This is a genomic window from Pseudomonas sp. LAMO17WK12:I10, assembly GCF_900215185.1.
Taxonomy (GTDB): domain Bacteria; phylum Pseudomonadota; class Gammaproteobacteria; order Pseudomonadales; family Pseudomonadaceae; genus Aquipseudomonas; species Aquipseudomonas chlororaphis.
On record NZ_OBDX01000010.1, the window covers coordinates 54,306 to 80,124 of the forward strand.

Genomic DNA, 25,819 nt, shown 5'->3' on the forward strand with positions numbered 1-25,819 from the left:
GGTTGAAAGCGAGTATGATCAATATGAGTTCAAACTTCTACTCTATTGCCGACTTTGATGAAGATAGCGTCCCCGGCTTCGCGGCAAAAGCCTACAAACTGACACTGCCTTATGTGACTCAATTCTTGACAGCCAGACACCCGCATCGAAATGGCGCTGTCTGTCCATTTATCGCTGGCGCCCTTAAAAACGAAACGCTGTATTTCAGCTTTGCCGACTTCCATGACCATCACGACTGGTCCGCCTTCATAGAACAATGCATCAGATTCATGGAAAGCAAGCGGAGTGATAATAAACTTGGTCGCGCCTTGATCATCCTGCTTCCTGACGACTTCGACCTGGAGGCCTTGTTACGAATTCATGTAGATAACAAAGTAAAATGTGTAGAGTCCTTTTTAATGCTTGGCGCCCTCTACAAAGACAGCAATGCAAAAAGCCTTCACAGCCCTGATTTTTTCCCTCTGAGAACACCTACCCCAACTCTTGTGATGCGAGAAATCACCGCTGGCGACTTAGTTTTTCTTGAACCTAAGCATTACAGCATTTTTACCCGCCTGAAGTTTCTTAAATCATATGTTCGTCGCTTCGAAAGCGACAATTCTTCAGCGTACGAAATGCGCCAGGCTTCTGTTTCAAGGAAGATCATTAGGCAATACAGCATAAAAATAGTTTTGGATTGCCTTTTCCGACTGGCATTGCTCTCTATCGTCATCGGCAGCATCACTGTAGCTCTTAAAGGAGCCACGCATGTTTACCTCCAATAGGTATTTCATTTCAGGCATTGTGCTGATCATCTCTCAGCAAGTCTCCCTGGGCATATCAACCTATTATATTGCCATGGCTGGTGCAGCTCTTTCGCTGCAAGACTACCAACTGCTAAAGACTCGGATCATCCTTTTCTTCTCATTTGCCTTACTGGGATACCTGATTAGCTCCGCAGTAGAGTTCATTTCTGCAAAGCTCAAGATTGATTTATGGGAGAAATACATTTTTTCCGTTTACGAGCATCTTCGCCATAATCAACCTCTTTCGTCTGAAGCAAACCGCAAGAATGTCCAGAGCTGGCTGGGCAGTGAAGTACCGACAACGCTGGATGGCACGGTCAATCTCTATTTCGGCATGACTTCCGTGTATAGCAATATCATAGCCACCCTCTATGTATTTTATTGGGTACTCGGGACCCACATCGCCATACTAATGGCAAGCTCCATTCTGATTTCATACTTCCTGGTAAAAGCCATGAAAAGCAGAATAAGTGCCTCCGCCACAGAAATACAACAGAAGAGGCTCAACGTAGTCAAGCGTGCAAGTTCGCTTTGGGATTACTACCTGAATGCAAACTCATCCATGATTGGTTACTCGGAGGCTTCTTCCAGATCATTGATCGCAGACTTCCTGAAATCCTCCCTGTACTACACCAGGCTTGAGCAACTGGCCGCGTGCTTGCCGATATCTATAGCCGTCGCAATAATTCTGATATACCTGCAAGGGCTGCCTCTGAGCCAATCTGTTCCTTGGGGGATGATCGTTGCGGTTTTACCGCGGTCCCTGCAAGTATTCGGAAATGTTCACTCAATGAGTTTGTATAACAGCAAGTACGTGTACTTTCGCAAAAGAATCAGCAACCTGTTGAATTTCACCGATACATTGGAGCCACTGAACCTCAACAAACAAGTCGTTCGCGAAGACATATCGATTTGCAATACCGTGAATGGAAAGACCATCCCCATTGATCAATTGCTCGATGACATTCGCACAATCGCCAGCCTTAAAGGAAGGTTTCTCGTGTCAGGCAAGAATGGCTCTGGAAAGTCGTCTTTTTTAAAACTGATCAAATCAGAGTTTGCCGAGTCGATTTTGCTGCCAAACCACGTAAGTTTTCATGAAACCGACGCTCCACTTTCCACTGGAGAAAGTCAGGTTCAAAAGCTCCTTCATGTACTGAATCAAAAAGCCCGGATAATCCTGCTTGATGAGTGGGATGCAAATCTGGACAGCCAGAACAAGATACGAATCGGCAACATCCTGAGCCAGAAAGCCGAGGAAATATTGATTATTGAAGTTCGGCATATTCAAGAGGCGATCTGAAATCAACTCCAAATGCCTACTGTCGAGTCCCTTGCCACGCGGGTATCCGCATTTGCCCGATCAGCCCACGACCTGTCACGAACACAACAGGATGAGCCAGGGTTGAGCTACAAAAAAAGGCCATCGCAGTGCGATGGCCTTTATGTCTCCCCCAATAATGAGGGCCTGCATTGGATGTCCAGCATCTACAAACATCACCTGCGCAGCAGGCGCATGTTTTTGAACAGTAACTCAGCCGTCAGCTATTGAGCGCGGCCTGTTCGTTTTCCAGGAATTCCTCTTCAAGCAAGGCGTCGGCCTGGCCTTCGCGGGCGCTTGGCGCTGCCGCGGCGCGCTTGTTGCGCAACCGGCCGAACAGGTGTTCCAGGGAATTCTCCAGCTTGGTGGCCGCTCCTTCGATGGCCAGTTCCAGGGATTCGGCTTTGTGGGTCACGGAAATCGGTTGATGGCCTTTTGGCCGCGCCTCCAGTTGGCAGCGTAAATCGTGGGGACCGGGCTTGTCGCCGTTCTCGTCCCGCAGGTGAACCTCGACTCGGGTCAGGTCCTCCTCGTAGCGTTCGAGCGTGCTCTCAATGGTAGTACGTACCCACTCCTCCAGTCGGATGCTGCTTTGAATATGGTTATCGCTATTGACCTGGATTTGCATAGTTCTTCCCTTATTTCAGCTAGCTCGCGAGAGGAACCGCGTGCCCCTGAGGGCGTACTTTTTGCGGCCTCTTGGTTACAGAGTTGGGCAGAGCGCGGAACAATTCAAGCCCTTAAAAAAGATAAATATCTATTCGCAAATAAAGCCGGACAAGGAGCAAAAGCGCTGTTAATGTCGGGAGTTGGGTCGCCTCTGTCCCTGGCCTTTTTCACTCATAACTGCCCCTCTCCCAGAGGGTGCTGGCTGCGAAAAATCCCCGCCTCCTCCACCAGCCAGTCGTGCACCGCGCGCACGCCCGGATGGCTCAGCGCACCCGGCGCATACAGCAGCACATAACGCTTGTGATTGGGCACCGCGAGGCCGAACGGCACGATCAAGGTGCCGCGCTCCAGCTCATCGTTGAGCAGGGTACGCCGGGCAATCGCCACCCCCATCCCGGCGATCGCCGCCTCGATGGTCAGGTGATTGCGATTGAAGGTATGCCCGCGCCGCACATCCGCGCCCTCGAAGCCGATGGCATTGAGATAGAACTCCCACTCCGCGTACTCATAGCTGCCGCGCCAGGCGGTGATGTCGTGCAGCAACGGAAAATGCACCAGATCCGCCGGGCCGTGCAACGGCGGTCGCCCACGCAACAGGCCCGGGGCACAGACCGGAAAGATCTGTTCATCCAGCAGGGCTGTGGATAACAGCCCCGGATAACTGCCGTCGTTGAGGTCGATGGCCAGGTCGAAATCGCCTTCGTGCAAGGCCACGCTGCTGTCCTCAGCCACCAGCCGCAATTGAATGTCCGGAAACCGCTGCTGCAGCCGGGGCAAACGCGGGGTCAGCCATTTGCCGAGAAACGACGGGATCGAGCGCAGGCGCAAGGTGCCGCTGATCATCCCGGCATCCAGCCGGCGCAATTCGGCGTCGATGCTGCCATAGGCCTCGTTCACCGTAATCGCCAGCCGCTGCCCCTCGGCGCTCAGTTCCACCCCACGGGCGCGCCGGTGAAACAGGCGAAAGCCGAGCCGCTCTTCCAGCAGGCGGATCTGCTGGCTGACCGCCCCCGGGGTGATGTGCAGTTCTTCCGCGCAACGGGTGAACGACAAGTGCCGCGCGGCACAGGAAAACACATGCAGCCAGACATAGGTCTGGGCATGAAACTGACGACTCATCGTTTAGTCCTGCTAAAGGCTGTCTTAGGAAAATTCGTTGGTCAGTCTTGACCGAGCTAGGCAGTATCGCCGACCTAACGCTCGGCCTACAAAAAATGGCAGCGATTTCTCTTCCATTGCTTGTAAGGCTTTAGCATGGCTATCAGTGTTTTCGATCTCTTCAAAGTCGGTATCGGTCCATCCAGCTCCCACACCGTCGGCCCGATGCGCGCCGCCGCGACCTTCGCCCAGGGGTTGTTCGAGCAAGGGTTGCAGGAGCAGGTGCAGCGGGTGGAAATCCGCCTGTACGGCTCGCTGTCCGCCACCGGCGTCGGCCATGCCACCGACCGTGCCTGCGTCATGGGCCTGATGGGCGAATGGCCCGACAGCATCGACCCGCGCAGCATCGGCCCGCGCATCCAGCAACTGCGTGAAAGCGGCGAGCTGAGCCTCGGCGGTCGCTCGACCATCGCCTTCGACTGGCACCGCGACCTGTTGCTGCTCGACGAGAGCCTGCCCTACCACCCCAATGCCATGTCGCTGTCGGCCTTCGGCGCGGACGGCCTGCTATGGCGGCAGACCTACTACTCGGTGGGCGGCGGTTTTATCGTCGAGGAAGCCGAAGTGGCCGAAGGCGCCCCGACGGCCAACGGCGTCGAACTGCCCTACGACTTCAACAGCGCGGTGGAACTCCTGGCCCTATGCCAACGGCACCAGTTGCGAGTCTCGGAACTGATGATGGCCAACGAACGGGCCTGGCGCAGCGATGCCGAAATCCGCAGCGGCCTGCTGCACATCTGGGCGGTGATGCGCGAATGCGTCGAACAGGGCCTGCGCCACGAAGGCACCCTGCCCGGCGGCCTGGATGTGCCGCGCCGCGCGGCCAAGCTGCATCGCAACCTGCTGGAAATCGGCAAGCCCAACGTCATCAGCTCGACCCTGTCGGCCATGGAATGGGTCAACCTGTTCGCCCTGGCGGTGAACGAGGAAAACGCCGCCGGCGGGCGCATGGTGACGGCGCCGACTAACGGCGCGGCGGGGATCATCCCGGCGGTGCTGCATTACTACATGAAATTCAACCCCGAAGCGTCGGACGACGACGTGGTCGACTTCTTCCTCGCTGCCGCCGCGGTGGGCATCCTCTGCAAGAAAAACGCCTCGATCTCCGGCGCCGAAGTCGGCTGCCAGGGCGAGGTGGGCTCGGCCTGCGCGATGGCTGCCGCGGGCCTGGCCGAGGTGCTTGGAGCCACCCCGGAGCAACTGGAAAACGCCGCCGAAATCGGCCTGGAACATAACCTCGGCCTGACCTGCGACCCGGTCGGCGGCCTGGTGCAGGTGCCCTGCATCGAGCGCAACGCAATTGCCGCGGTGAAGGCGATCAACGCCACCCAGATGGCCCTGCGCGGCGACGGCCAGCACTTCATTTCCCTGGACCGGGTGATCCGCACCATGCGCGATACCGGCGCCGACATGCACGACAAATACAAAGAAACTTCACGGGGCGGCCTGGCCGTGAGCTGGGTGGAGTGCTGAGGAGCATTCCCCCAGGCCGTAGGAAAACTACTGCGCTCGGCAATACTGCGTTAAAAACAGGCTCGGAATGCTCATGTAGGTCCCTACACTCCGCTTCCTCGCCTGTTTTTGCCTTGTCTTGCCTTCGCTCGCTACGTTTTCAAACGGCCTGACTGTCCGCCCCACGTGAGCCCGAGCAAAAATAATAACGAGGCAATACCGATGACCGATGTACGAACACCCGCTGCCGAAAACCCTGCTGTAGAAACTGCCCGCGACACCACGACCGCCAGCCAGGGCTGGAGCAAGCACGACACCACCTGGATGCTCGGCCTGTACGGCACCGCCATCGGCGCCGGCACCCTGTTCCTGCCGATCAACGCCGGGGTCGGCGGCTTCTGGCCGCTGATCGTGCTGGCGCTGCTGGCCTTCCCGATGACCTTCTTCGCCCACCGCGGGCTGACCCGCTTCGTGTTGTCCGGGCGCTCCGGCGACATCACCGAAGTGGTGGAAGAGCACTTCGGCATCGGCGCCGGCAAGCTGATCACCCTGCTCTACTTCTTCGCCATCTTCCCGATCCTGCTGGTGTACAGCGTGGCGCTGACCAACACCCTGGGCAGCTTCATGGAGCACCAGCTGCACATGACCCCGCCGCCACGGGCGATCCTGTCGCTGGTGCTGATCCTCGGCCTGATGGCCATCGTGCGCTGCGGCCAGGGCGTGATCGTGCGAGCCATGAGCGTGCTGGTCTATCCCTTTGTCGCCGCGCTGTTGCTGCTGGCCCTCAGCCTGATCCCGAACTGGAACGGCGCCTTCTTCGCCTCGGCCAATGACGGCATGTCCATGCCGCTGTTCCTCAAGACCCTGTGGCTGGCGATCCCGGTGATGGTGTTCTCGTTCAACCATTCGCCAATCATCTCGGCCTTTGCCGTCGACCAGAAGCGCCACTACGGCGCCCAGGCCGAAGGCAAGAGCAGCGGCATCCTCGCCGTGGCCCACGGCATGATGGTGCTGACGGTGATGTTCTTCTGCTTCAGTTGCGTGCTGGCCCTGTCGCCGGCCGACCTGGCCGCGGCCAAGGCGCAGAACATCTCGATCCTGTCGTACCTGGCCAACCACTTCCAGACGCCGGTGATCGCCTATGCGGCGCCGCTGATCGCGCTGGTGGCCATCACCAAATCCTTCCTCGGCCACTACATCGGCGCCAGCGAAGGTTTCCAGGGGCTGATCGTGAAAAGCCTGCGCAGCCGCGGCCGGAGCCTGTCGTCGCGCTGGCTGGAGCGTTGCACCGCGCTGTTCATGGTCCTCACCTGCTGGGCCGTGGCCACCTTCAACCCGAGCATCCTCGGCATGATCGAAACCCTGGGCGGACCGGTGATCGCCTGCCTGCTGTTCCTGATGCCGATGTACGCGATCCGGCGCGTGCCATCGCTGCGCCAGTATTCGGGCCAGCTGTCGAATCTGTTCGTGGTGCTGATCGGTCTGATCGCACTGTCAGCGATCATTTATTCGTTCATGCCCTGAAACGGGTAGCCAAAGAAAAACGGACCTTTTGGTCCGTTTTTTTTCGCCCCCGGGTTTATTGGTCGGCGGCTTTCCCGGCATGCCCTTTGCTTTGCAAGACCTGAGGAATACGGACGTTATCAAACCTCAGCGAACGGCCTGCCAATGGTCTGGAAATGCGAACTAATCCCGATCCCGGCCGGTCAATGACTGCACGATACAATCAGGCGGTGACGCACATGGATAACCCCTTTCAGCTGATTACCGATGCCTTCGCCCCGGAATACCGGGTCAACCTAAGCATCCAGGGCCTGGACGGCAGCATCATGCTGACCCTGTCCAAGGCCGGCCGGGTCGTGGCCAAACGCATGATCAGCGCCGAGCAGCGCAACGATCCGCAGCGGCTCAAGCGCCTGGTGCAAAGCATTCAGTTCGGCATCGCCATCGAGCAGGGCCACAGCGCCGTGGCCATCCTCGAAGCCATGACCAACAGCGACAGCTTCAAGCTGCCGCTGCCGGCCGCCAAGGGCCGGCCGCCCCTGAGCGTGGCGATTTAAAGCTCGCCCTTCTCGACTTCCGGGTGCTCGCTGGAACCCGCGCCGACTTTGCGTTGCGGGTGTTCGATTTTCACCGAGGGGAACTGCGACGAGGCGTAGCGCACCACCAGGATCGAGAACGCCAGCAGCAGGATACCGCCGCACAGGTAGATGATCCCCAGGTCCGGCGGGTTGTGGTGCGACACGTTGGAGATCAGCAGGCGGGTCAGCGCGGTGATCGCCACGTAGATCAGGAAGCGCACCGGCATGTGGTTGGTCTTGAAGTAGATGCCGACCATGGCGCCCAGTTCGAGGTAGATGAACAGCAGGAGAATGTCATCGATCTTGATATGACCTTCTTCGAGCATCCCGAGAAACTCCATCACCGCCGCCCAGGCCGTCACCGCGCCGATGGCGAACAGCGCCAGGTAGTGAAAGGTCTCGACGAACAGGTTGCCCAGGGACTCGGCCAGCTGATGGACGTTCTGCCGCAGTTTCTCGGCCCAATTGATTTTCACGATGGTTTTTCCTTAGGTCGACTCGACCGGATGATGCGGGTTGGACGTGACGGTTGTTCCTGCATGCAGAAAAAAGGCCAGCGTCGGGGGTGAGATGGTGGCTGATGCCGACAAGGCACGTTCAGGCCGGTGGCAATCTGTAGCAGCGAGCTTGCTGGCGATAGCGTCTGTTCAGACAAGGTGCTGAATGGCCGCTGCGCGGATCGCGCGCAAGCTCGCTCCTACAGGGGAAGGCTGACAAACCCGGAAACCCGACTAGATTAAAAAGCCACTATTCAAAGCAGAAGGATTCGCTTATTCTTCGCGCCTGTATATAAATACAGTAGTAGCAAATACCCATTATCGTGAAGGCATGTGAGGTGGTGAATGGCCGTCGAAGTGGTATACCGCAGCAGCCGAGATCTGGAGCGCTTGTTCATGGATAAAGCCGAAGCTGACCGTCATGACAAAATGCTCGAACTGGCTGAATTGCTGGCGCAAGTGTTACAAAAAGCCGTGCCGTCCCTGAGCGAGCAGCAGGTGGAAGAAGCCGGGATCTACATGGCGAAGAACCGCGATGTGTTCGCCAAGGCCTTCAAGAGCCAGCCGGACGCCCTGTCCGAACTGCTCAGCGCGCCGGTTGCGGCGGCCGAGCCAGAAGCTCCGCTGGCAGCGCCCGAAGCCGCTGAACCCGCAGCACCGGCCAAGCCCGCCAAGGCGAGCAAAGCCGCCAAGTAAGCAGGCTCGAATTGAACAGGCCCTGGGTTTGCGCCCAGGGCCTTTTTCATGCCTGTGGAAAACTAAAGCTCAGGTTGCTCCAGCGCCTCGACCAGCGCCTTGAAGAAGCGCGCCGCCTCGCCGCCGGTCACCACCCGATGATCGAAGGTCAGGGACAGCGGCAGCAGCGGATGCACCACCACCGCGCCGTTCAGGGCCACCGGTTCGTCGCGGATCACCCCGGCGGCGAGGATCGCCACTTGCGGCGGCACCACCACCGGGTTGGCGTAACGGCCGAACAGGGTGCCGAAGTTGGACAGGGTCAGGGTCGCGCCCATCATCTCCTGGGGCGGAATCGAGCGTGCCTGCACGTCGGCGCGCAGGCGCGTCACCCCGGCCTTGAGGTCCGCCGCGTCGCGCTGGCCGACATTGCGCAGCACCGGCACGAACAGGCCGTCGGGGGTGTCCACGGCAATGCCCAGGTCGAGGTGCTGGTGCTGCTTGATCGACAGGCTCTTGCCATCGAACGCGCTGTTGAGCACCGGTTCCACCGCGCAGGCCGCCGCCAGCGCCTTGGCCAGGCGGATCAGCGGATCCCGGGCCTGACCCCAGCGGTGCAGGTCGGCATCGCCGTAAATCGTCACCGGCACCACCTCGGCATGGGAGCGGGCCATATTCAGCGCCATGCTCCGGCGTACCCCGCGCAGCCGGTCGCCGCCGAACCGCTCGCGCGCCTGCTGCGCGGCGTTTTCCACATCGCCGCGGCTGATCAGCCCATCCTTGGCCGAACCGCTCAAGGCATTCACGTCCACGCCCAGTTGCCGGGCCAGTTGGCGCACCGCCGGCGTGGCGCGGACCGCCATATGCTCGCGGGTCGAGGGCGCGGCGCCGACAAAAAACCGGTCTTCCTGGCTGGCCCCGCCACCTTCGAGGCGCCCGACTACGGTGCCGGCATCCGCCTCGCCTTCGTAGCCGAGCAAGGGTTCGCCGACATGCAGGATGTCGCCCGGCGCGCCATAGGTTTTCGCCACCACGCCGTCATAGGGCGCGGGAATGTCCACCAGGGCCTTGGCGGTTTCCACCGACACCAGCAACTGATCGGCCTTGACCGTATCGCCGGCCCTGACGTGCCATTGGACAATCTCCGCTTCCTGCAGGCCTTCGCCCAGATCGGGCAGTTTGAAATATTTCATCGCAGCCTCCTCAGGCGAAGTTCAGGGTGCTGTCGCAGGCGTGAAGAATGTCTTCGACGCCGGGGATGTACAGCGACTCCAGGCGATACAACGGCGGTGGAATGTCCGGCGCGGTGACCCGCAGGATCGGCGCCTGCAACTCCAGCAACACCCGCTCGTAGAGGCTGGCGGCGATTTCCGCGCCGACGCCGCAGGTGCGGGGCGCCTCGTGCACGATCACGCAGCGCCCGGTCTTGCGCACCGAGGCTTCCAGGGTATCGAGGTCCAGCGGCTTGATGCAGGCGACGTCGATCACCTCCGCCGACACGCCCTGCTCGGCCAGCGCACTGGCGGCCTGCAAGGTCTCGACGATGCTCGCGCCCCAGCTGACCAGGGTGATGTCGCTGCCTTCGCGCAGGGTGAAGCAACTGTCCAGCGGCAGGCGCTTGCCGTCGTCCACCAGCGGTTGCGGGTTCATGCGGTAGAGGCGGGTCGGCTCGAGGAACAGCACCGGGTCGGGATCGTCGATGGCCGCCAGCAGCAGGCCATAGGCCCGCGCCGGCGAGGACGGCACCAGCACCCGCAGCCCCGGAATATGGGCGAACAAGGCTTCGGTGCTTTCACTGTGATGTTCCGGTGCGCGAATCCCCGCGCCCATGGGCGTGCGCAACACCATCGGGCAGGTGATGCGTCCGCGGGTGCGGTTGCGCATGCGGCTGGCATGGGACACCAGGTGCTCCATGGTCGCGTAGATAAAACCCATGAACTGGATTTCCACCACCGGCTTCAGGCCTTGGGCGGCCATGCCCACGACCAGTCCGCCAAGCATGGTTTCCGCCAGCGGCGAGTCGATCACCCGCTTGAAGCCAAAACTGTCGCGCAGCCCCAGGGTGGCGCGGAACACCCCACCGTTCACGCCGACGTCCTCACCCAGGACAATCACGTTCTCGTCCTCGGCCATGGCCCGGTGCAGCGCCAGGTTCACCGCTTCGAGCAGGCTGAATGTGCCGTTACTCATGGTCCGCACCTCCCGCGCGGCGAGCCAGCCGTTCGAGGAACACCTCGCGCTGCTCGGCCAGGGCCGCCGGCCACTGTGCGTAGACGTAGTCCAGTACCGACTCGGGGGCCTGGGTGCCCGCCGCCTCGAAGTTATCCACAGCACGTTGCACCAGCGCCTGGCATTCCACCATCAGCGCCTGCTCGCGGTTTCCGTCCCAGACGCCCTGCCCGACCATGAAGCGTTGCAGGCGCTTGACCGGTTCTTCCAGCCAGGCCTGCTTGACCTCATCCGCGGCCCGATAGCGCGTGGCATCGTCGGCGGTGGTGTGGTCGCCCAGGCGATAGCTCAGGCATTCCAGCAGCACCGGTCCCTTGCCATGCCGGGCACGCTCCAGGGCCGCCTGCACCCGGTCGTACACCGCGAGCATGTCGTTGCCATCGACCTGCTCGCCGTGGAAGCCGGCGCCGATGGCCTTCTGTGCCAGGGTCGGCGCGCCGCACTGGATACGCCGTGGCACCGAGATCGCCCACTGGTTGTTGTTGACCACGAACACCACCGGCAACTGCCAGGTGCCCGCCACGTTGAGGGCTTCGAGGAAGTCGCCCTTGCTGGTGGCGCCGTCGCCACAGGTGGTCACCACCACCCGGTGCTCGCCACGGATCTTGAACGCACTGGCCACGCCGCAGGCATGCAGGGCCTGGGTGGCGATCGGCACGCAGATGGGGAAATCCTCGGCCGACGCCGGGTCGGCGAAATCGCTGCCGCGCTCGTCACCGCCCCAGTACAGCAGGATTTCCTCCATGCGCACCCCGCGCATCAGTTGCACGGCGGTGTCGCGGTAATAGGGCACCAGCACGTCTTCGGGCCGCATCAGGCTGCCGATGGCCACGCCAATGGCTTCCTGGCCGAGGGTCGGCGCATAGGTGCCGATGCGTCCGGTGCGTTGCAGGGCCACGGCCTTCTGGTCGAACAGGCGGGTCAGGACCATCTGCCGGTAGAGCCGGGTCAGCAGATTGAAGTCATCGGCCCAGGCCGGCAGGTCGCCGAGCAACTGGCCGTCCGGGGACAAATAGCGGGTATAGGGAAGTGCAACCTTGTGCGGCATCACATGGCTCCTGGCACGCCGGGTCAGCGTGCAGTTGTTGCGCCCCGTGCTTGTGGCGCGGAGCCTACAGGGCGAAATGCCGGGTAAGGCCTTCGCGCCTAGCGGTACAGCACGCGCTCCGCCAAGTCGTCGGCCACCCGCGCCGGGGAGCGCTTTTCAGCCTGGGCGTGAGCGAAGACTTCGGTGAGCCGCTGGCTGATCTTCGACAGGTGGGCGGTGATGGTCGCCAGGTCTTCACCGCGATGCTTGAGCGAAACGTAGATCAGCCCGCCGGCGTTGATCACGTAGTCCGGCGCGTAGAGGATGCCGCGGTTTTCCAGCTGGTCGGCGACCTGCAGGTTGGTCAGTTGGTTGTTGGCCGAGCCGGCGACCGCCGAGCAGCGCAGTTGCGCCACGCTGTGGCTGTTGAGCACGCCGCCCAGCCCGCAGGGCGCAAGGATGTCGCACGGGGTGCTGAGCAAGGCTTCGTTGGCGATCGGATGGGCGCCCAGTTGCTCCATGGCCAGTTGCACCTTGCCGGAATCGATATCGCTGACCAGCAGTTCGGCACCCGCGGCATGCAGCTGTTCGGCGAGGGCGAAGCCGACATTGCCCAGGCCCTGGATCGCCACCCGCAAGCCTTCGAGGTTGTCGCTGCCCAGGCGGGCCATGGCGGTGGCGCGGATGCCGGCGAACACTCCCATGGCGGCATGCGGCGCCGGGTCGCCGGAGGCGGTGGTGCTGGTGACGTGCTGAGTGGTTTGGGCGATGCAGTCCATGTCGGCGACCGAGGTGCCGCTGTCGATGGCGGTGATGTAGCGGCCATCGAGTTGCTCGACGCAGCGCCCGAAGGCTTCGAACAAGGCGGCGCGGCTTTCGACGTGTGGCGGACGGATGATTACCGCCTTGCCGCCGCCGTGGGGCAAGCCGGCCAGGGCGGCCTTGTAGCTCATGCCCTGGGCCAGGCGCACGGCATCGACCACGGCACTTTCGTCGTCGGGGTAGGCAAGGTAACGACAGCCTCCCAAGGCAGGCCCCAGGCGACTGCTATGAATGGCAATCACCGCCTTCAACCCGGTGGCCGGGTCAACGCTCAGGTGCAGCGATTCAAGGCGAGTGCTTTGCATGAGAGCGAACATCGTCAGGCTCCCGAATCACTTCTTGTAGTCGCCAGTATAGGCTTGTGCATGAAAATTGCTGGAGCGCGCGGGAATAAGCCCGGCGCCTTTCCGGGGCTTTAGGAAATAACCTGCTACGGCATGTGTGCGGCACTGGACGAACGCCCGCGACGGGGCTAAAACGAGGCATTCGCCGGAGATTTCGATGAACCCGCGTCAAGCTTTTTTCGCCTGCCTGCAACAGTCCCCGCCCGCACTTTTCGAGGCGGCGCTGTGGATCGCCGCCGAGCACGACAAAGAGGTGGCGCCCGAGCAGTTGCTGCAGGACTTCAAGGAGCTGCAACAGCGGGTCAGCACAGGCTTGCCGCTGCTGCCAGTCAGCGAACTGGGCCAGCCGCTGCTGCGGCGCATGAACGACCTGGGGTTCCAGCAGGACGAGTTCTTGCCGCTGCGCCCGCAGGCGGCGCTGCTGGACAAGGTGCTGCACACCCGGCGCGGGCAACCGCTGGCGCTGGGGCTGATCGCCCTGGAGCTGGCGCGGCGCCTGGAAATCCCCATGGTCGGGGTCAACTTCCCCGGGCACTTTCTATTGCGCGTGCCCGGTGCCGATCATCTGCTCGACCCTTGCGGCGGGCGCCGCCTGTACCCCAACGACTGCCGTGAGCTGCTGGAGCGCCAGTACGGGCCGAACATCAAGCTGGCCGCCGAGCACCTGGCCACGGCCAGCCCGCAGCAGATGCTCCAGCGCCTGTCGCGCAACCTGCGCCAGTTGCACCTGAGCCACGACGACCACCTCAATGCGCTGATCGATGCCGAGCGGGTCCTGGAACTGGGCAATGGCAGCGCCTCCGACTACCTGGCCCGCGCCAGCCTCTACCAGCACCTGGACTGCCCCAACGCCGAACGCTTCGACCTGGAGCACGCCCTGCTGCTCAGCGAAGACCCGATCCAGCGCCTGCGCCTGACCGAACGCCTGGGGCACTTGCCGCCCAATACCATCGTGCACTGATGGGGCGCTCTGCCTCCCATGCCACAATGCCCGGCGACAACCCTTCGTTTGCTTCAAGGATGAACAGCATGAACAGCGCCGAACGCTTTCTTCAGGACTTCCACCAACGTCGCCCCGGCACCACGCCGCCGGCTTTTTCCGGGCTGAGCCTGCCAGGGCGCGGTTCATCCTACGAGATGCTGGCAGCCACGCTCGCCGCCGCTCAGCCCCACGCACGGGTGCTGGACCTGGGCTGCGGCGACGGTTTCCTGCTGGATCTGCTGGCCAGGGAGTATCCCGATGCGCAGTTGACCGGCGTGGACATGAGCGCAACCGAACTGCAGGCGGCCCGCACCCGCCTCGCGAACCGCAGCGTGCTGCTCAATGAGCGGGCCCAGTGCCTGTCGATGGCCACCGGCAGCGTCGATGCCGTGGTCTCGCACCTGGCCCTGATGCTGATGAGCGATATCGAACAGGTGCTGGGGGAAATCCATCGGGTCCTGGCCAAGGGCGGGCAACTCTCGGCCATCGTCGGCCGGGCCTTTCTGTTGGGCGAGCCGGGCCAGCACTACCTGCAGGCCTTTCGCGCCGCCGCCCGACGCGACCAGCTCCGTCCCCTGCCCCTGGTGGATCCCCGTACTCAGTCACGGCGTGGATGGCGGGCGCTGTTGGACCACAGCTTCACCTCGCTGCACTTCGAGGAACTGGACCTTGAGTGGACGCCCACCTTCGAGGAGCTCTGGGATTCGTTGGCAGAAACCTACGACCTGGATCGCCTGACACCCGCCAATCGCGCCTTGATGAAGAGCGAACTGCGCACGGCCACACAACCCTTGCTGCGGGCGGACGGCACGCTGCTGACCGGCTGGGGGTTGCTGCTGATCCAGGCCACGGCGGCATGACAGCCCCGCCCGGGCTCTGGCAGGATGCTCGGCTCACACCAGGGAATGGGCACAGCATGCTGATCAGAAAAGCTCATGGCGACGACGCGCAACGCGTCTTCGTCATTCGCAACCAAGCCATCAACCACCAGTGCAGCGGCCATTACCCCGCCGCCGACCTGCAGGTCTGGACCGCCGGCAGCCTGGGGGACTACTTCATCGAAGTCCTGGAAAAGACCGGGCACGTAGCCGTCATCGACGGCCAGATCGCCGCCAGCGGCATGCTCGACCTGGAGTCGGGGCAGGTCGATGCGGTGTTTGTCGATCCGACGTACATGGGCCGCGGGATCGGCCGGCAGATGATGGACTACCTCGAACAGCTGGCACAGCAGGCCGGCCTGCCGCACCTGATCCTGGACTCGACCCTGAACGCCGCAGACTTCTATCGCCACTGTGGCTTCGTCGGCGAGCAGGTTGCCCAGTACCATTCGCCCCGGGGCCTGACCCTGGCCTGCGTGCCGATGATCAAGCATCTGGCACGCTGAGCCCGCGCTCGTTCAGGGTTTGAGCGGCGCCTGCAGTTCTGGGGCAGGCCCCGCGCCTGCCGAAGGCGCCTCGGACGGCGAACGCACCTGGATGATCAGCAGCGCCGCAATCACCGCCGGAATCGCGCAGAAGAAAAAGATCTGCTGCACCGGGATGTGCATCGCCAGCAGCAGGCTGCCGAACAGCGGGCCGAGGATCGAGCCGAAGCGGCCGACGCCCAGGGCCCAGCCGGTGCCAGTGGCGCGGACATGGGCCGGGTAGAAGTTGCTGGCGAAGGCGTTGAGGGTCAGTTGGCCGCCGATGATGCAGAAGCCGGCGGCGAAGACGAAGGCCACCAGGTAGCGCGGATTATCGTGGTTCAGGCCCAACAGCAGGGTGCACAGCGCCGCCCCGGCCAGCACCGCCGAGAGCAGCCGTACCTTGCGTTGCAGGCGGTCGGCGAACCAGGCCATGCAGATCGCCCCCAGGGTGCCGGCGAACAGGAACATCGAGGTCACCAGGTTCGCTTCGTTCAATCCCAGGCCACTTTCCAGCAGCAGCGACGGTAACCAACTGATCATGAAATACAGCAGGATCAGGCTGACGAAAAAAGTCGACCAGATCAGCAGCGTCGGGCGCGCATAACCGTGGCGGAACAACTCGATCACCGTGAGCTTGCTGCCCTGCCCGGCTTGGTTCTGCGCGGCCGAAGCGGCCGGTGGCTGCCAGTCCGGCAGCATGCGCGCGGTGACCCTGCGCAGGCGGGCATAAGGCGGCTGATCGCGCAGCAGGCGCGGCAACGATTCGGGGAGGAACCAGGCCAGGAAGGGAAACAGCAGCAACGGCGTGGCGCCGCCGGCGAGGAATACCGCCTGCCAGCCGAAGCGGTCGATGAAACCCGCGGCGACAAAACCGCCGGCCGCGCCGCCGAAAGAGAAACCGCAGGCGGCCAGGGTCACCATCAGGGTGCGCAGGCGGGGTGGCGAATATTCCGACATCAACGCCATGGCGCTGGGCATCGCCCCGCCCATGCCGATGCCACAGATAAAACGCGCGACCATCAGGCTGTTCAGCGAATCGGCGAACACCATCATCACCGTGAGGCTGGCGTAGATCAGCACGCAGGCCAGCAGAATCCGCCGAACGCCAAAGCGGTCCGCCAGCGGCGTCACCGCCAGCGAGCCCAGGGTCAGGCCCAGCAGGTTGGCACTGAACACCGGACCGAACGCGGCCTTTTCCAGGCCCCAATCCTGGGCCAGGGCCGGCACCACATAACCCAGCACCTGGGCGTCGTAGCCGTCGGTGACCAGCAACAGGGCCAGGAGCAGAAGAAGCAACCACTGATAACGCGACACCGGACGGGCGTCGAGGGCCGCCCGGAAGCTGGCAATCTGATTGTGCATCGCAAGGTACCTGCTGTTTTTTATGGTTATGGGAGCCGGCAGACCGTCATTGCTCTTGGGCGGCAAGGATCGGTCTTGTGTACGTCTTCAGGCGCGGGAGCAAACTGCTCCCGCGGACCTGTCCCCTGTAGCCGCTGCCGCAGGCTGCGATGGTCCGGACCACGCTGGTCGCGGGACCGCCAGCGCCCTCAGGAGCGGCGCCCGCAGCGCGGTCGTGCGCAGCCTCGCGTTGCTCGGCAGCGGCTACAGGAGTAAACCCGCGCAACACAGTCGATGTAGCCGCTGCCGCAGGCTGCGATCGCCTCGAAGAGGCGTGGATCTTCAGACCGCTGAAGGCCTTCGGCCTTATCGCAGCCTGCGGCAGCGGCTACACAGGTCAGGCAGGCGTATCGGGCTGGTTGGCCGGATGGGCTTTCTGGAAGGCTGGGTGTTCGGCGGCCAGGGCGGCGACCCGGCGAATCCGCGGGTAGGCGTCCAATGGCACCTTGAAGCGCTCGGCCGCGTACAGCTGGGGAATCAGGAAGGTGTCGGCCAGCCCCGGTTGCTCGCTAAAACAATACCCCTGCTCGCCGATCAACTGCTCGACCGCCGCCAGGCCATTGCTGATCCAGTGGCCGATCCACTCCAATACCCGGGCCTCGTCGTAGCCCCACTGGCGCAGCAGGTTCTGCGTGCTGGAGTTGTGCAGCGGATGGATATCGCAGCCGATCAGCAACGCCACCGCCCGTTCGTGGGCGCGGGCCGCCAGCTCCTTGGAGAGCAGCGGCACCTGTGGATAACGTTCTTCCAGGTATTCGACGATGGCCAGCGACTGGATCAGCAGCTCGCCGTCGTCGGTGCGCAAGGCCGGCACGCGGCCTTGCGGGTTGATTTGCAGGTATTGCGGCTGGCGGTTCGCACCGCCGCCGGCCGCCAGCAGGTTGACCGGCAGCGCCTGGTAATCCAGGCCCTTGAGCGCCAGCGCGATGCGCACCCGGTAGGAGGCGGTCGAACGGTAGTAGGTATAGAGCTCCATGACGCGCACCTCTTCTTAACGGGCAGGCAGGATTTTGCCGCGGCATTCGCCGAAACCGATGGACGCGAAACCCTCGCGACGGCAGCGGCCGCGCAGGATGATTTCATCACCGTCCTCAAGAAATCTACGCACTTCGCCGGACGCCAGTTCGATCGGTTTCTTACCGCCTTCGGTGATTTCCAACAGGCTGCCGAACTGGTTGCTTTGCGGGCCCGACAGGGTGCCCGAACCGAACAGGTCGCCGGCCTGCAACTGGCAGCCGTTGACGCTGTGGTGGGCGACCATCTGCGCCACGGTCCAGTACATATACTGGGTGTTGCTCAGGGTCAGGCGATGAGCCGGCAGGCCTTGCTCACGCATCGCTTCGGTGAGCAGCAGCACTTCCAGCTCGATGTCGAAACCGCCGGCGGCCTGGTCGCGCTTGTCCAGCAGGTACGGCAGCGGCTGCGGGTCGCCTTCGGGACGTGGCGTCTGGGCACGGCGGAACGGCTCCAGGGCTTCGGCCGTCACCACCCAGGGCGAGATGCTGGTGATGAAGCTTTTCGACAGGAACGGGCCCAGCGGCTGGTATTCCCAGGCCTGGATATCCCGCGCCGACCAGTCGTTGAGCAGGCAGAAGCCGGCGATGTGCTCGGCGGCGTCGCCAATGGCGATCGGCTCGCCCAGCTCATTGCCCTGGCCGATCCAGATGCCCAGCTCCAGTTCGTAGTCCAGCCGCGCGCATGGGCCGAAGGTCGGCTCGCTCTGGCCGGCGGGCAGGGTCTGGCCCTTGGGCCGGCGTACGTCGGCACCGGAGGTACGGATGGTGGAAGCGCGGCCGTGGTAACCGATCGGCACGTACTTGTAGTTCGGCAGCAACGGGTTGTCCGGGCGGAACAGCTTGCCGACGTTCTGCGCGTGCTCGATGCCGACATAAAAGTCGGTGTAGTCATTGATCCTTGCCGGTAGGTGCATCTGGCAATCGGCGGCCAGGGGCAGCAGTTTCGCCCCCTGGGCCTCGACCTTGCCACGCAGGCTGCTGCCTTCGCCGAGCAATTCCAGCAGGCGCTCGCGCAGGGCCACGCGGGCCGGACGGCCCAGTTCGAAAAAGGCATTCAACTGGCCGCCACGGGTGGCTTGCACCGCGGCCTTGGCCGGGCCCTCGAACAGCCCGGCGTCGAGCGCCGCTTCCAGGTCGAAGATGTGCTCGCCGATGGCCACGCCGCTGCGTGGCGCCGAACCCTTGTGGCTGAACACCCCCAGCGGCAGGTTCTGCAACGGGAAGTCGGCATGATCGTTGGCGGAGGCAACCCAGCTGCGGGTGATAGTTGGCTGATTCATGGGTTATTTCCGATTCGGGTTGAAGGTGGCGGGCAGCGAGGCCCAGCAAGCATCGTAGTCGTTCTGCAATTGCGGGCACTGCAGGGCGAACTGGCTCGGACGCAGCACCTGGCTGGTCTCGAACATGAAGGCCATGGTGTTGTCGATCTTGGCTGGTTGCAGCTCGGCGTTGATGGCCTTGGTGCAGCTTTCGCCATCCGGGCCGTGGGCGCTCATGCAGCTATGCAGCGAAGCACCGCCGGGCACGAAGCCTTCGGCCTTGGCATCGTAGGCGCCCTGGATCAGGCCCATGTATTCGTTCATCAGGTTGCGATGGAACCACGGCGGACGGAAGGTGTTCTCGGCCACCATCCAGCGCGGCGGAAAGATCACGAAGTCCAGGTTGGCCAGGCCGTGCACGCTGGTGGGCGAGGTCAGCACGGTGAAAATCGACGGGTCCGGGTGATCGAAGCTGACAGTGCCGAGGGTGTTGAAACGGCGCAGGTCATATTTGTACGGCACGTTGTTGCCGTGCCAGGCCACCACGTTCAGCGGCGAATGATCCAGCTCGCAGCCCCACAGCTCGCCGAGGAACTTCTGCACCAGGGTGGTCGGCTGCTTGAGGTCTTCGTAATGGGCGACCGGGGTCAGGAAGTCCCGCGGGTTGGCCAGGCCGTTGCTGCCGATCGGCCCCAGGTCAGGCAGGCGCAGGGGCGCGCCGTGGTTTTCGGCTATATAGCCGCGCGCCTGCGGGTCGAGCAGTTCGACGCGGAACTTCAGGCCGCGAGGCAATACCGCGATCTCCAGCGGTTCGACTTCCAGCACCCCAAGCTCGGTGGCGATGCGCAGGCGGCCCTGTTCGGGCACCAGCAGCAACTCGCCGTCGGCGTTGAAGAACACCCGCTCCATGGAGCGGTTGGCGCGGTAGGTGTAGATGCTGATCCCGGCGGGTTTCTGTGCTGCCGAGTTGGCGACCATGTTCACCAGGCCGTCGATGAAGTCGGTCGGCTCGCTGGGGATCTCCAGCGGGTTCCAGCGCAGCCGGTTGGGGGTGATCTCGCCCAGCGGCCCGCCCGCCAGCTGGCGATCCAGCTTGACGAAGGCCGGGTGGTTGGCCGATGGCTGGATACGGTACATCCAGGTGCGCCGCGCTTCGCTGCGGGCCATGGTGAAGGCCGTGCCGGTGAAGAGTTCGGTGTAGAGGCCGTAAGGGGCTTTTTGCGGGGAGTTCTGACCGACGGGCAAGGCGCCTGGCAGGGCCTCGCTGGAAAACTGGTTGCCGAAGCCCGACTGGTACGCAAGCCCGGACGCCGTGGAATCGAGGTTCATGGAGCCTCCTGGAAGTGGAGTTGGCAGCGGCCTGCGACTCCATGGGGAGAGCTCTCGGCACGCCAGTGTTATTTTTATCGTAATCCAATTACGGATAACGTAATTTGATTGGTATTGACCGTCAAGCTATAAAGACGCCCATTCGTCCCGGGATCACACCGCCTCCATGGAAAAGCCGCGCAGTACCAGCGACAGCAACGGTAAACAGAAAGTCCGCTCGGCCGAGGTCGGCACCGACATCCTCAAGGCCCTGGCCGAGCTGTCGCCGGCGACCTCGCTGTCGCGCCTGGCCGAACATGTGCAGATGCCGGCGAGCAAGGTCCACCGTTACCTGCAGGCGCTGATCGCCAGTGGTTTCGCCGAACAGAACACCGCCACCAACCACTATGGCCTGGGCCGCGAGGCCTTGCGGGTGGGCATGGCGGCGCTGGGCAGCATGGATGTACTGAAGGTCGCCGCCCTGCCCCTGGCCGAGCTGCGCGATGAATTGAACGAAACCTGCTTCCTCGCGGTATGGGGCAACCAGGGCGCGACCGTGGTGCATATCGAACCGGCCGTGCGCGCGGTGACGGTGGTGACCCAACTGGGTTCGGTGCTGCCCTTGCTCAGCTCGTCCACCGGGCTGGTGTTCGGCGCCTACCTGCCGAATCGCGAAACCGTCGATTTGCGCGAGCAAGAACTCAAGGCCCACGCGCCCCATGCGCTGGCGGACGAGCAGGCCTATGCCGCCCTGTGCGAGCAGATCCGCCAGCGCGGCCTGCACCATGTGCACGGCCTGCTGATGCCCGGCGTGGATGCCTTGTCGGCGCCGGTGTTCGACGCCACCGGCAAGGTCGCCGCCGTGCTGACGGTGGTCGGCCCGACCTCGCTGTTCCACGCCGACGAAAACGGCCCGGCGGCGCAACGCCTGCTGGCCGCGTCCCAGGCGGTGAGCTGGCGCATGGGGTACCAACCCTAGACGCGGATACACCAAGTCGTCAGGTTGGCGGCCGCTGCGCGCCCGATCGCAGGCTGCGCCAGCGGCTACACAACCCTGTAGCCGCTACCGAAGGCTGCGATCGGCGGCATAGCCGTCGTAAAAAGACCCACGCCATTTGATGAAACACCGCGTCTCCTGGGGTTGGCGGCCGCTGCGCGCCCGATCGCAGGCTGCGCCAGCGGCTACACAACCCTGTAGCCGCTGCCGAAGGCTGCGATCGGCGGCGTAGCCGTCGTCAAAGCGGGCCACGCGGTTTGGCGGGAGGCCGCGTTGTCAGGTTGGTGGCCCTGATAGCTGTCCGACCACTACATCAATCCCAACGCCTTGGCCTTGGCCACGGCCTGGGTGCGGCGCTCCACCCCGAGCTTGCTGTGAATGCGCCGCGCATGGGTCTTCACCGTGTGCAGGGAAATGAACAATTGCTCGGCGATCTGCTGGTTGGAGCTGCCCAGGGCGATCAGTTGCAGCACCTCCAGCTCCCGCTGGCTCAGCGGGCTCTCCCCTGCCGCCGGCAGCGGCATGGGCGCTTCGGGTTCGGCCACCGGCTGGACGTCAAACATCCGCGGCTGACGCAGACGCAATTCATGCAGCGCCTGCTGCAGGTTGCACCGCGCCCCAAGCTCCAATCCCTCCTGCAAGGCACGGGCGGACAACGCCCGATCCCCCAGCACAAAGGCGACCTCGGCCAGGGCCAGGTGCAACTCGGTCTGCAGGCACAGCATGCCCCGTTGCCGGGCCTGTTCGAGCAGGCGCTGCAAGCTTGCCATCGGTGCCTCGGCGCGCTGCAGGTACACCTCGGCCAGCACCAACAGGTACTCGATACGCGGAATCAGTTCGAGGGTGGCCGGTGGCGCCTGGCGCGCCTGGGGCCCGCGGTAGTGACGCAGCACCCGGCTCAAGGCCTCCCGGGCCAGTTCCGGCCGCCCCTGTTGCAACCAGAACACGCTGCTGACCTGCAGCAGCACGGCGCGGTACACCGTGTCCGGGATCTGCCGTTGCTGCATCAGCCGCTCGGCATCGCGCAGGCGTACAAACGCGTGGGCATAGTCGCCCTGGTTGGCGGCCAGGAACGCCTGGCCGAGAAACCCGTACAACGCGCGTTTGTCATGGCTGAGCAGACAACGTTCGAGCCCAATCTGGAAATGCCCGGCGGCCTGTTCCGCCTGCCCCTGGCGCAAGGCCAGGCGCCCTTGGCACAAGGCGATACGACCGAGCAGCGGGCCGGCCCGATAAGCCTGGCGACTCAACAATTGCTGCACATCGTCCAGCAGGCTCTGCGCCCTGTGGGGCGCCCCACGCTGCTCCAGCAGTTGGGCATGGTCCAGTTCCAGCAGCGCTTCGAACAGCAAGGAATCCTGGGCCCTGGCCAGGCACAGCGCCTCGCGGTTGAGCATTTGCGCCACGTCCAGTTCGCCCCGGAGCAAGGCCTGCTGGGTCAGGCCCGAAAGGCACAGCAGGCGGGTCGGCCAGGCATGGGCCGGCAGTTCGCTCAGCGCCTCGAGAAAATGCATTCGCGCCGGTTCCATCAACCCTTGCAGATGCAGCAGCCAGCCCTGCTGCGCCTGCCAGCGCGCCACCAGTTGCCGCTGCCCGGAGGCCGTCGGCTGCGGCGTAAAACGCGCCATCTGCGCCACGCAGTGTTGCGCCTGGTCGAAACGCCCGGCGAACAGCAAGGCCGCCGTCAACAGCCCGACCAACTGCGGGCTGCCGAGCAGCAGTTCCTCGCCCTGCTGCTCATGCAGGCGCAACAGCAACACCACGTTCTGCTGCTCGAACAGGTGCTCGAAACTGAAGTGCTGCAACAGGCTGACCGCCACTTCGTATTCCTGCGCCAGCAACGCCTGCTCGAACGCCGCCTGCCAGTCCTCCTGCGCGGCGAACCACTGGCAGGCGCGACGATGCCAGGAGCGTCCCGCCGGCCAGGGCTCGTCGCGCATCAGCCGGGCCAGGGGCGCGAACACTTGCAGCCACTCCGGCGCAGCCTCCCAGGGTTCGATGAAGCAGCCCAGTTCCTGCAATGTCCGCAGGTACCGGGCGCCCTCCCCGGCGCCGAACAGGTGCTCGCACAACGCGGCATTGAAGCGCGGCAGGTGCGCCAGCACATGCCAGACCTCGGACAGCTCCGCCGGCAACACGCTGAACAGTTCGTGCTCCAGGTATTCCAGCAGAGTATTGGGCCGCCCTTGCCGGCACGGCGTGGCCACCAGCTCGCTGCCTTCGAGCAGGGCGATGCGCACCCCGGCGCACCAGCCGGCACTGCACTGGAAAATCCGGCTGGCGGTGTGGATCGACAAAGGCTTCGGCAATTGTTGCAGCAGTCGCTCGATGTCCTCCTGGGTGAACGCCAGCTCGGGCCCCGTGCATTCGTAGAGCTGGTCGTCGAGCAGCAGCCGCGGCCAGTTGCATTGCGGCCGGCGGCGCCCGCCCAGCCACCAGGTCAGCGCCGGGTTGCTGATCGCCAGCAGGCGGTCGAGCAGCAGGTCCAGCGGCGGCGCGGCGACCCGGCAGTAATCGTCAAGGAACAGCCAGGTCGGGGTCTGCACCTGCGCCAGATGGTCCAGCACGGCGGCCTCGTCCGATGCGGCCAGGCCCAACGCCCGCGCCAGCTCGCCGCACAATTGCAGCGGTGTCTGCGCCGCCCCGGCCTGGGGCAACCAGCACACCCGGCACCCGGCCGGCGCCTGCAACAGGCATTCGGCGAGCAGGGCCGTCTTGCCGCTGCCGGCCGGCGCACAAAGCAGTTTCACCCGGGCGGGCGATGCCAGGAGCGGGGCACTCAGACGGCTGCGGGACAGGTGATGGGACGACAAACGGGGCAGGAATCCAGGACAAGGGGTCATGGCGGTCATGGCGGCGTGCCTTTTTATAGTTTTAGCCTGCGTGCCCCCACCCTAGCCTTGTCGCCGGTGCTTGTTGAGAAGTATTCAGCACGCTGATCCGCGCCCATAAAAAAGGCGACCGATTGGTCGCCTTTTGCCATCGTTTGTATCCCGGGCCTTACCGGACGCCGGTTGCGCGCAGGGCGGCCGGGGTGTAGTCGGCGGCCTTGGCGGCGAAACCGAACTCGAAGCTGTGCTTCTCTTCGTTCTTCATCCCCAGGGCGAGGTAGCGCCCGGCGATGATGTCGTACAGCGCTTCGAGGGTGTAGGCCGGCACCTGGGCGTTGTAATAGAACTGCGCATGCCCTTCGGCCACCCGCCACAGCTGGCCGCGCCCGTCGTAGTGGTCCACCAGCGCCACCTGCCAGCTGTCCTCGTCGATGTACATGTGGCGCTTGGCGTAGATATGCCGCTCGCTCGGCTTGAGCGTGCCGACCACTTCCCAGACCCGGTGCAGCTCGTAGCGGGTCAGGTCCTGGTTGATATGCCCGGCCTTGACGATGTCGTCGTACTTGAGGCTCGGCGAATCCAGCTTGTAGCTGTTGTAGGGGATGTACATCTCCTTCTTGCCCACCAGCTTCCAGTCGTAGCGGTCCGGCGCGCCGGAGAACATGTCGAAGTTGTCCGAGGTGCGCAGGCCGTCGGCGGCGGTGCCCGGCCCGTCGTAGGCCACTTGCGGGGCGCGACGCACACGGCGCTGGCCGGCGTTGTAGATCCACGCCAGGCGCGGTTCCTTCACCTGGTCGAGGGTTTCATGCACCAGCAGCACGTTACCGGCCTGGCGCGCTGGAGCGGTCACCGCCTGCTTGAAGAAGGTCAGCACGTTGGCGCCTTTCTCCGGGTCCAGGTCGGGGATTTGCTGCGGCACCGCCACCTCTTCCTCGAAGCGGATCGGCGTGTAGCTGCCGTTGGTCTGCGGCGTGGCCTGGGTGATGATCCGGCGCAGGTTGCCGCCGTGATAACGGGTGACGTGGTTCCACAGCACTTCCACGCCGGTCTTCGGAATCGGGAAGGCGTAGTAGCGGTTGCCGGTGAAATTGGCCAGGCCGTTGCCTTCGTTGATCGAAGTGACATTCAGCGCGCTGCGCTTGGCCGACTCGTAGATGTCCGCCGGCAGGCCGACCGTGCGGTGGGTCGGGTAGACCGGGATCTTGTAGGTTTGCGGGTAGCGCTTGAACATCGCCACCTGGCCGTCGGACAGCTTGTCCTTGTACTTGTCGACCGTGGCCGCGGTGATAGTGAACAGCGGCTTCTCGCTGGCGAACGGGTCGGCGAGGAAGCCCTTGGCATCCACCGCCCCGGCGTTCTTGCCGATACCGCCGGTCCAGGCCGGGATCGAGCCGTCGGCATTGCCAGCCTTTTCCGCGCCGAGCGGGGTCAGGCTGGTGCCGAGCTTGTCCGCTTCCTGCGGGGTGACCGCCGCCATCACGTTGACCGCCAACAGGGTCAAGGCCAGGGCACCGCATTGCAAAATCGTCTTGCGCATAAAGTTGTCCTTCTTCAGGGCCG

Annotated in this window: 22 protein-coding genes and 1 pseudogene; 10 read left to right on the forward strand and 13 right to left on the reverse strand. The window is 63.5% G+C overall.

Annotated features, from left to right (window positions below; translation table 11 throughout):
* The first annotated feature begins 14 nt into the window (after positions 1–14).
* Together CRO75_RS13305 and CRO75_RS13310 are read left to right on the forward strand one after the other, a co-directional pair.
* Positions 15–764: a DUF6875 domain-containing protein gene (locus CRO75_RS13305; RefSeq protein WP_097135888.1), complete on the forward strand. Its 750-nt coding sequence runs from the start codon at positions 15–17 to the stop codon at positions 762–764.
* Positions 748–2,088 carry an ABC transporter ATP-binding protein gene (locus tag CRO75_RS13310; RefSeq protein WP_097135890.1) on the forward strand — a complete coding sequence of 447 codons (1,341 nt, stop codon included), beginning with the start codon at positions 748–750 and terminating at the stop codon, positions 2,086–2,088. The genes CRO75_RS13305 and CRO75_RS13310 overlap by 17 nt, the downstream gene beginning before the upstream one ends.
* Positions 2,089–2,326: 238 nt before the next feature.
* Here the strand turns inward: CRO75_RS13310 and CRO75_RS13315 are convergent, their stop codons facing one another.
* Positions 2,327–2,734 (reverse strand): HPF/RaiA family ribosome-associated protein, encoded by a 408-nt coding sequence (locus CRO75_RS13315; protein ID WP_007932409.1) that lies wholly within the window; start codon positions 2,732–2,734, stop codon positions 2,327–2,329.
* A gap of 212 nt (positions 2,735–2,946) precedes the next feature.
* Positions 2,947–3,894 (reverse strand): LysR substrate-binding domain-containing protein, encoded by a 948-nt coding sequence (locus CRO75_RS13320; RefSeq protein WP_023969654.1) that lies wholly within the window; start codon positions 3,892–3,894, stop codon positions 2,947–2,949.
* Between the two features lie 135 nt (positions 3,895–4,029).
* On the opposite strand from CRO75_RS13320, the gene CRO75_RS13325 reads away from it, so the two are divergent.
* The 3 genes from CRO75_RS13325 to CRO75_RS13335 all read left to right on the forward strand — a co-directional run bounded on the left by CRO75_RS13325 (position 4,030) and on the right by CRO75_RS13335 (position 7,445).
* Positions 4,030–5,406, forward strand: a complete 1,377-nt coding sequence (locus CRO75_RS13325) for an L-serine ammonia-lyase (RefSeq protein ID WP_097135893.1) — start codon at positions 4,030–4,032, stop codon at positions 5,404–5,406.
* 201 nt (positions 5,407–5,607) lie between these two features.
* Positions 5,608–6,909 carry a serine/threonine transporter gene (locus tag CRO75_RS13330; RefSeq protein WP_053259686.1) on the forward strand — a complete coding sequence of 434 codons (1,302 nt, stop codon included), beginning with the start codon at positions 5,608–5,610 and terminating at the stop codon, positions 6,907–6,909.
* Positions 6,910–7,127: 218 nt separating this feature from the next.
* Positions 7,128–7,445, forward strand: coding sequence for a DUF3509 domain-containing protein (locus tag CRO75_RS13335; protein WP_007932393.1), 318 nt, complete (start codon positions 7,128–7,130; stop codon positions 7,443–7,445).
* Here CRO75_RS13335 and CRO75_RS13340 read toward each other — a convergent pair.
* Complete coding sequence (locus tag CRO75_RS13340) at positions 7,442–7,942, reverse strand: phosphate-starvation-inducible PsiE family protein (protein WP_009042237.1); 501 nt, start codon at positions 7,940–7,942, stop codon at positions 7,442–7,444. The genes CRO75_RS13335 and CRO75_RS13340 overlap by 4 nt on opposite strands.
* Positions 7,943–8,308: 366 nt before the next feature.
* Here CRO75_RS13340 and CRO75_RS13345 point away from each other — a divergent pair.
* Positions 8,309–8,548, forward strand: a pseudogene (locus CRO75_RS13345) (YebG family protein); the annotation flags it as partial.
* 173 nt (positions 8,549–8,721) lie between these two features.
* On the opposite strand, the gene CRO75_RS13350 reads toward CRO75_RS13345, so the two are convergent.
* From CRO75_RS13350 to CRO75_RS13365, 4 genes are all read right to left on the reverse strand, one after another.
* Entirely contained in the window at positions 8,722–9,831 is a 1,110-nt protein-coding gene (locus CRO75_RS13350; protein ID WP_097135894.1) for a dihydrolipoamide acetyltransferase family protein, read from the reverse strand.
* Positions 9,832–9,841: 10 nt separating this feature from the next.
* Entirely contained in the window at positions 9,842–10,828 is a 987-nt protein-coding gene (locus CRO75_RS13355) for an alpha-ketoacid dehydrogenase subunit beta (protein WP_053259683.1), read from the reverse strand.
* Positions 10,821–11,918, reverse strand: coding sequence for a pyruvate dehydrogenase (acetyl-transferring) E1 component subunit alpha (gene pdhA / locus CRO75_RS13360; RefSeq protein ID WP_177409747.1), 1,098 nt, complete (start codon positions 11,916–11,918; stop codon positions 10,821–10,823). Before pdhA ends, CRO75_RS13355 begins: the two co-directional genes overlap by 8 nt.
* Before the next feature lie 95 nt (positions 11,919–12,013).
* The gene (locus tag CRO75_RS13365) at positions 12,014–13,033 is read right to left on the reverse strand and encodes a Glu/Leu/Phe/Val dehydrogenase dimerization domain-containing protein (RefSeq protein WP_007932382.1); all 1,020 of its coding nucleotides are present in this window, start codon (positions 13,031–13,033) and stop codon (positions 12,014–12,016) included.
* Positions 13,034–13,217: 184 nt separating this feature from the next.
* Between CRO75_RS13365 and CRO75_RS13370 the strand changes: the two genes are divergently transcribed.
* The 3 genes from CRO75_RS13370 to CRO75_RS13380 all read left to right on the forward strand — a co-directional run bounded on the left by CRO75_RS13370 (position 13,218) and on the right by CRO75_RS13380 (position 15,426).
* Positions 13,218–14,021, forward strand: coding sequence for a tetratricopeptide repeat protein (locus tag CRO75_RS13370; protein WP_062823633.1), 804 nt, complete (start codon positions 13,218–13,220; stop codon positions 14,019–14,021).
* A 68-nt stretch (positions 14,022–14,089) separates the two neighbouring features.
* A complete protein-coding gene (locus CRO75_RS13375) occupies positions 14,090–14,902 on the forward strand; it encodes a class I SAM-dependent methyltransferase (protein ID WP_177409748.1) in 813 nt (270 codons plus the stop codon).
* Positions 14,903–14,958: 56 nt separating this feature from the next.
* A complete protein-coding gene (locus tag CRO75_RS13380; protein ID WP_097135900.1) occupies positions 14,959–15,426 on the forward strand; it encodes a GNAT family N-acetyltransferase in 468 nt (155 codons plus the stop codon).
* 12 nt (positions 15,427–15,438) lie between these two features.
* Here the strand turns inward: CRO75_RS13380 and CRO75_RS13385 are convergent, their stop codons facing one another.
* From CRO75_RS13385 to hmgA, 4 genes are all read right to left on the reverse strand, one after another.
* On the reverse strand, positions 15,439–16,809 hold the full coding sequence (locus tag CRO75_RS13385) for an aromatic acid/H+ symport family MFS transporter (protein WP_097135902.1): 1,371 nt from the start codon (positions 16,807–16,809) through the stop codon (positions 15,439–15,441).
* A 376-nt stretch (positions 16,810–17,185) separates the two neighbouring features.
* Positions 17,186–17,824: a maleylacetoacetate isomerase gene (maiA, locus tag CRO75_RS13390; RefSeq protein WP_097135905.1), complete on the reverse strand. Its 639-nt coding sequence runs from the start codon at positions 17,822–17,824 to the stop codon at positions 17,186–17,188.
* Between the two features lie 15 nt (positions 17,825–17,839).
* Complete coding sequence (gene fahA, locus CRO75_RS13395; protein WP_097135907.1) at positions 17,840–19,144, reverse strand: fumarylacetoacetase; 1,305 nt, start codon at positions 19,142–19,144, stop codon at positions 17,840–17,842.
* A 3-nt stretch (positions 19,145–19,147) separates the two neighbouring features.
* Positions 19,148–20,452 (reverse strand): homogentisate 1,2-dioxygenase, encoded by a 1,305-nt coding sequence (hmgA, locus tag CRO75_RS13400; protein WP_097135908.1) that lies wholly within the window; start codon positions 20,450–20,452, stop codon positions 19,148–19,150.
* A gap of 166 nt (positions 20,453–20,618) precedes the next feature.
* Between hmgA and CRO75_RS13405 the strand changes: the two genes are divergently transcribed.
* Positions 20,619–21,410 (forward strand): IclR family transcriptional regulator, encoded by a 792-nt coding sequence (locus CRO75_RS13405; RefSeq protein ID WP_007930806.1) that lies wholly within the window; start codon positions 20,619–20,621, stop codon positions 21,408–21,410.
* 326 nt (positions 21,411–21,736) lie between these two features.
* Here CRO75_RS13405 and CRO75_RS13410 read toward each other — a convergent pair whose 3' ends face one another.
* Together CRO75_RS13410 and CRO75_RS13415 are read right to left on the reverse strand one after the other, a co-directional pair.
* The gene (locus CRO75_RS13410) at positions 21,737–24,280 is read right to left on the reverse strand and encodes a LuxR C-terminal-related transcriptional regulator (protein ID WP_097135910.1); all 2,544 of its coding nucleotides are present in this window, start codon (positions 24,278–24,280) and stop codon (positions 21,737–21,739) included.
* Positions 24,281–24,428: 148 nt separating this feature from the next.
* Positions 24,429–25,796, reverse strand: a complete 1,368-nt coding sequence (locus CRO75_RS13415; protein WP_097135912.1) for a DUF1329 domain-containing protein — start codon at positions 25,794–25,796, stop codon at positions 24,429–24,431.
* Positions 25,797–25,819 lie beyond the last annotated feature (23 nt).

Excerpts from the sequence above, each read along its gene's own strand:
- CRO75_RS13335 (WP_007932393.1), top strand. The coding sequence starts at position 7,128 with ATGGATAACCCCTTTCAGCTGATTACCGATGCCTTCGCCCCGGAATAC.
- CRO75_RS13350 (WP_097135894.1), bottom strand. The coding sequence starts at position 9,831 with ATGAAATATTTCAAACTGCCCGATCTGGGCGAAGGCCTGCAGGAAGCG.
- CRO75_RS13325 (WP_097135893.1), top strand. The coding sequence starts at position 4,030 with ATGGCTATCAGTGTTTTCGATCTCTTCAAAGTCGGTATCGGTCCATCC.
- CRO75_RS13355 (WP_053259683.1), bottom strand. The coding sequence starts at position 10,828 with ATGAGTAACGGCACATTCAGCCTGCTCGAAGCGGTGAACCTGGCGCTG.
- CRO75_RS13415 (WP_097135912.1), bottom strand. The coding sequence starts at position 25,796 with ATGCGCAAGACGATTTTGCAATGCGGTGCCCTGGCCTTGACCCTGTTG.
- hmgA (WP_097135908.1), bottom strand. The coding sequence starts at position 20,452 with ATGAACCTCGATTCCACGGCGTCCGGGCTTGCGTACCAGTCGGGCTTC.
- CRO75_RS13385 (WP_097135902.1), bottom strand. The coding sequence starts at position 16,809 with ATGCACAATCAGATTGCCAGCTTCCGGGCGGCCCTCGACGCCCGTCCG.
- CRO75_RS13315 (WP_007932409.1), bottom strand. The coding sequence starts at position 2,734 with ATGCAAATCCAGGTCAATAGCGATAACCATATTCAAAGCAGCATCCGA.
- CRO75_RS13365 (WP_007932382.1), bottom strand. The coding sequence starts at position 13,033 with ATGTTCGCTCTCATGCAAAGCACTCGCCTTGAATCGCTGCACCTGAGC.
- CRO75_RS13330 (WP_053259686.1), top strand. The coding sequence starts at position 5,608 with ATGACCGATGTACGAACACCCGCTGCCGAAAACCCTGCTGTAGAAACT.
- CRO75_RS13305 (WP_097135888.1), top strand. The coding sequence starts at position 15 with ATGATCAATATGAGTTCAAACTTCTACTCTATTGCCGACTTTGATGAA.
- fahA (WP_097135907.1), bottom strand. The coding sequence starts at position 19,144 with ATGAATCAGCCAACTATCACCCGCAGCTGGGTTGCCTCCGCCAACGAT.
- maiA (WP_097135905.1), bottom strand. The coding sequence starts at position 17,824 with ATGGAGCTCTATACCTACTACCGTTCGACCGCCTCCTACCGGGTGCGC.
- CRO75_RS13410 (WP_097135910.1), bottom strand. The coding sequence starts at position 24,280 with ATGACCGCCATGACCCCTTGTCCTGGATTCCTGCCCCGTTTGTCGTCC.
- CRO75_RS13370 (WP_062823633.1), top strand. The coding sequence starts at position 13,218 with ATGAACCCGCGTCAAGCTTTTTTCGCCTGCCTGCAACAGTCCCCGCCC.
- CRO75_RS13405 (WP_007930806.1), top strand. The coding sequence starts at position 20,619 with ATGGAAAAGCCGCGCAGTACCAGCGACAGCAACGGTAAACAGAAAGTC.
- CRO75_RS13310 (WP_097135890.1), top strand. The coding sequence starts at position 748 with ATGTTTACCTCCAATAGGTATTTCATTTCAGGCATTGTGCTGATCATC.
- CRO75_RS13375 (WP_177409748.1), top strand. The coding sequence starts at position 14,090 with ATGAACAGCGCCGAACGCTTTCTTCAGGACTTCCACCAACGTCGCCCC.
- CRO75_RS13320 (WP_023969654.1), bottom strand. The coding sequence starts at position 3,894 with ATGAGTCGTCAGTTTCATGCCCAGACCTATGTCTGGCTGCATGTGTTT.
- CRO75_RS13380 (WP_097135900.1), top strand. The coding sequence starts at position 14,959 with ATGCTGATCAGAAAAGCTCATGGCGACGACGCGCAACGCGTCTTCGTC.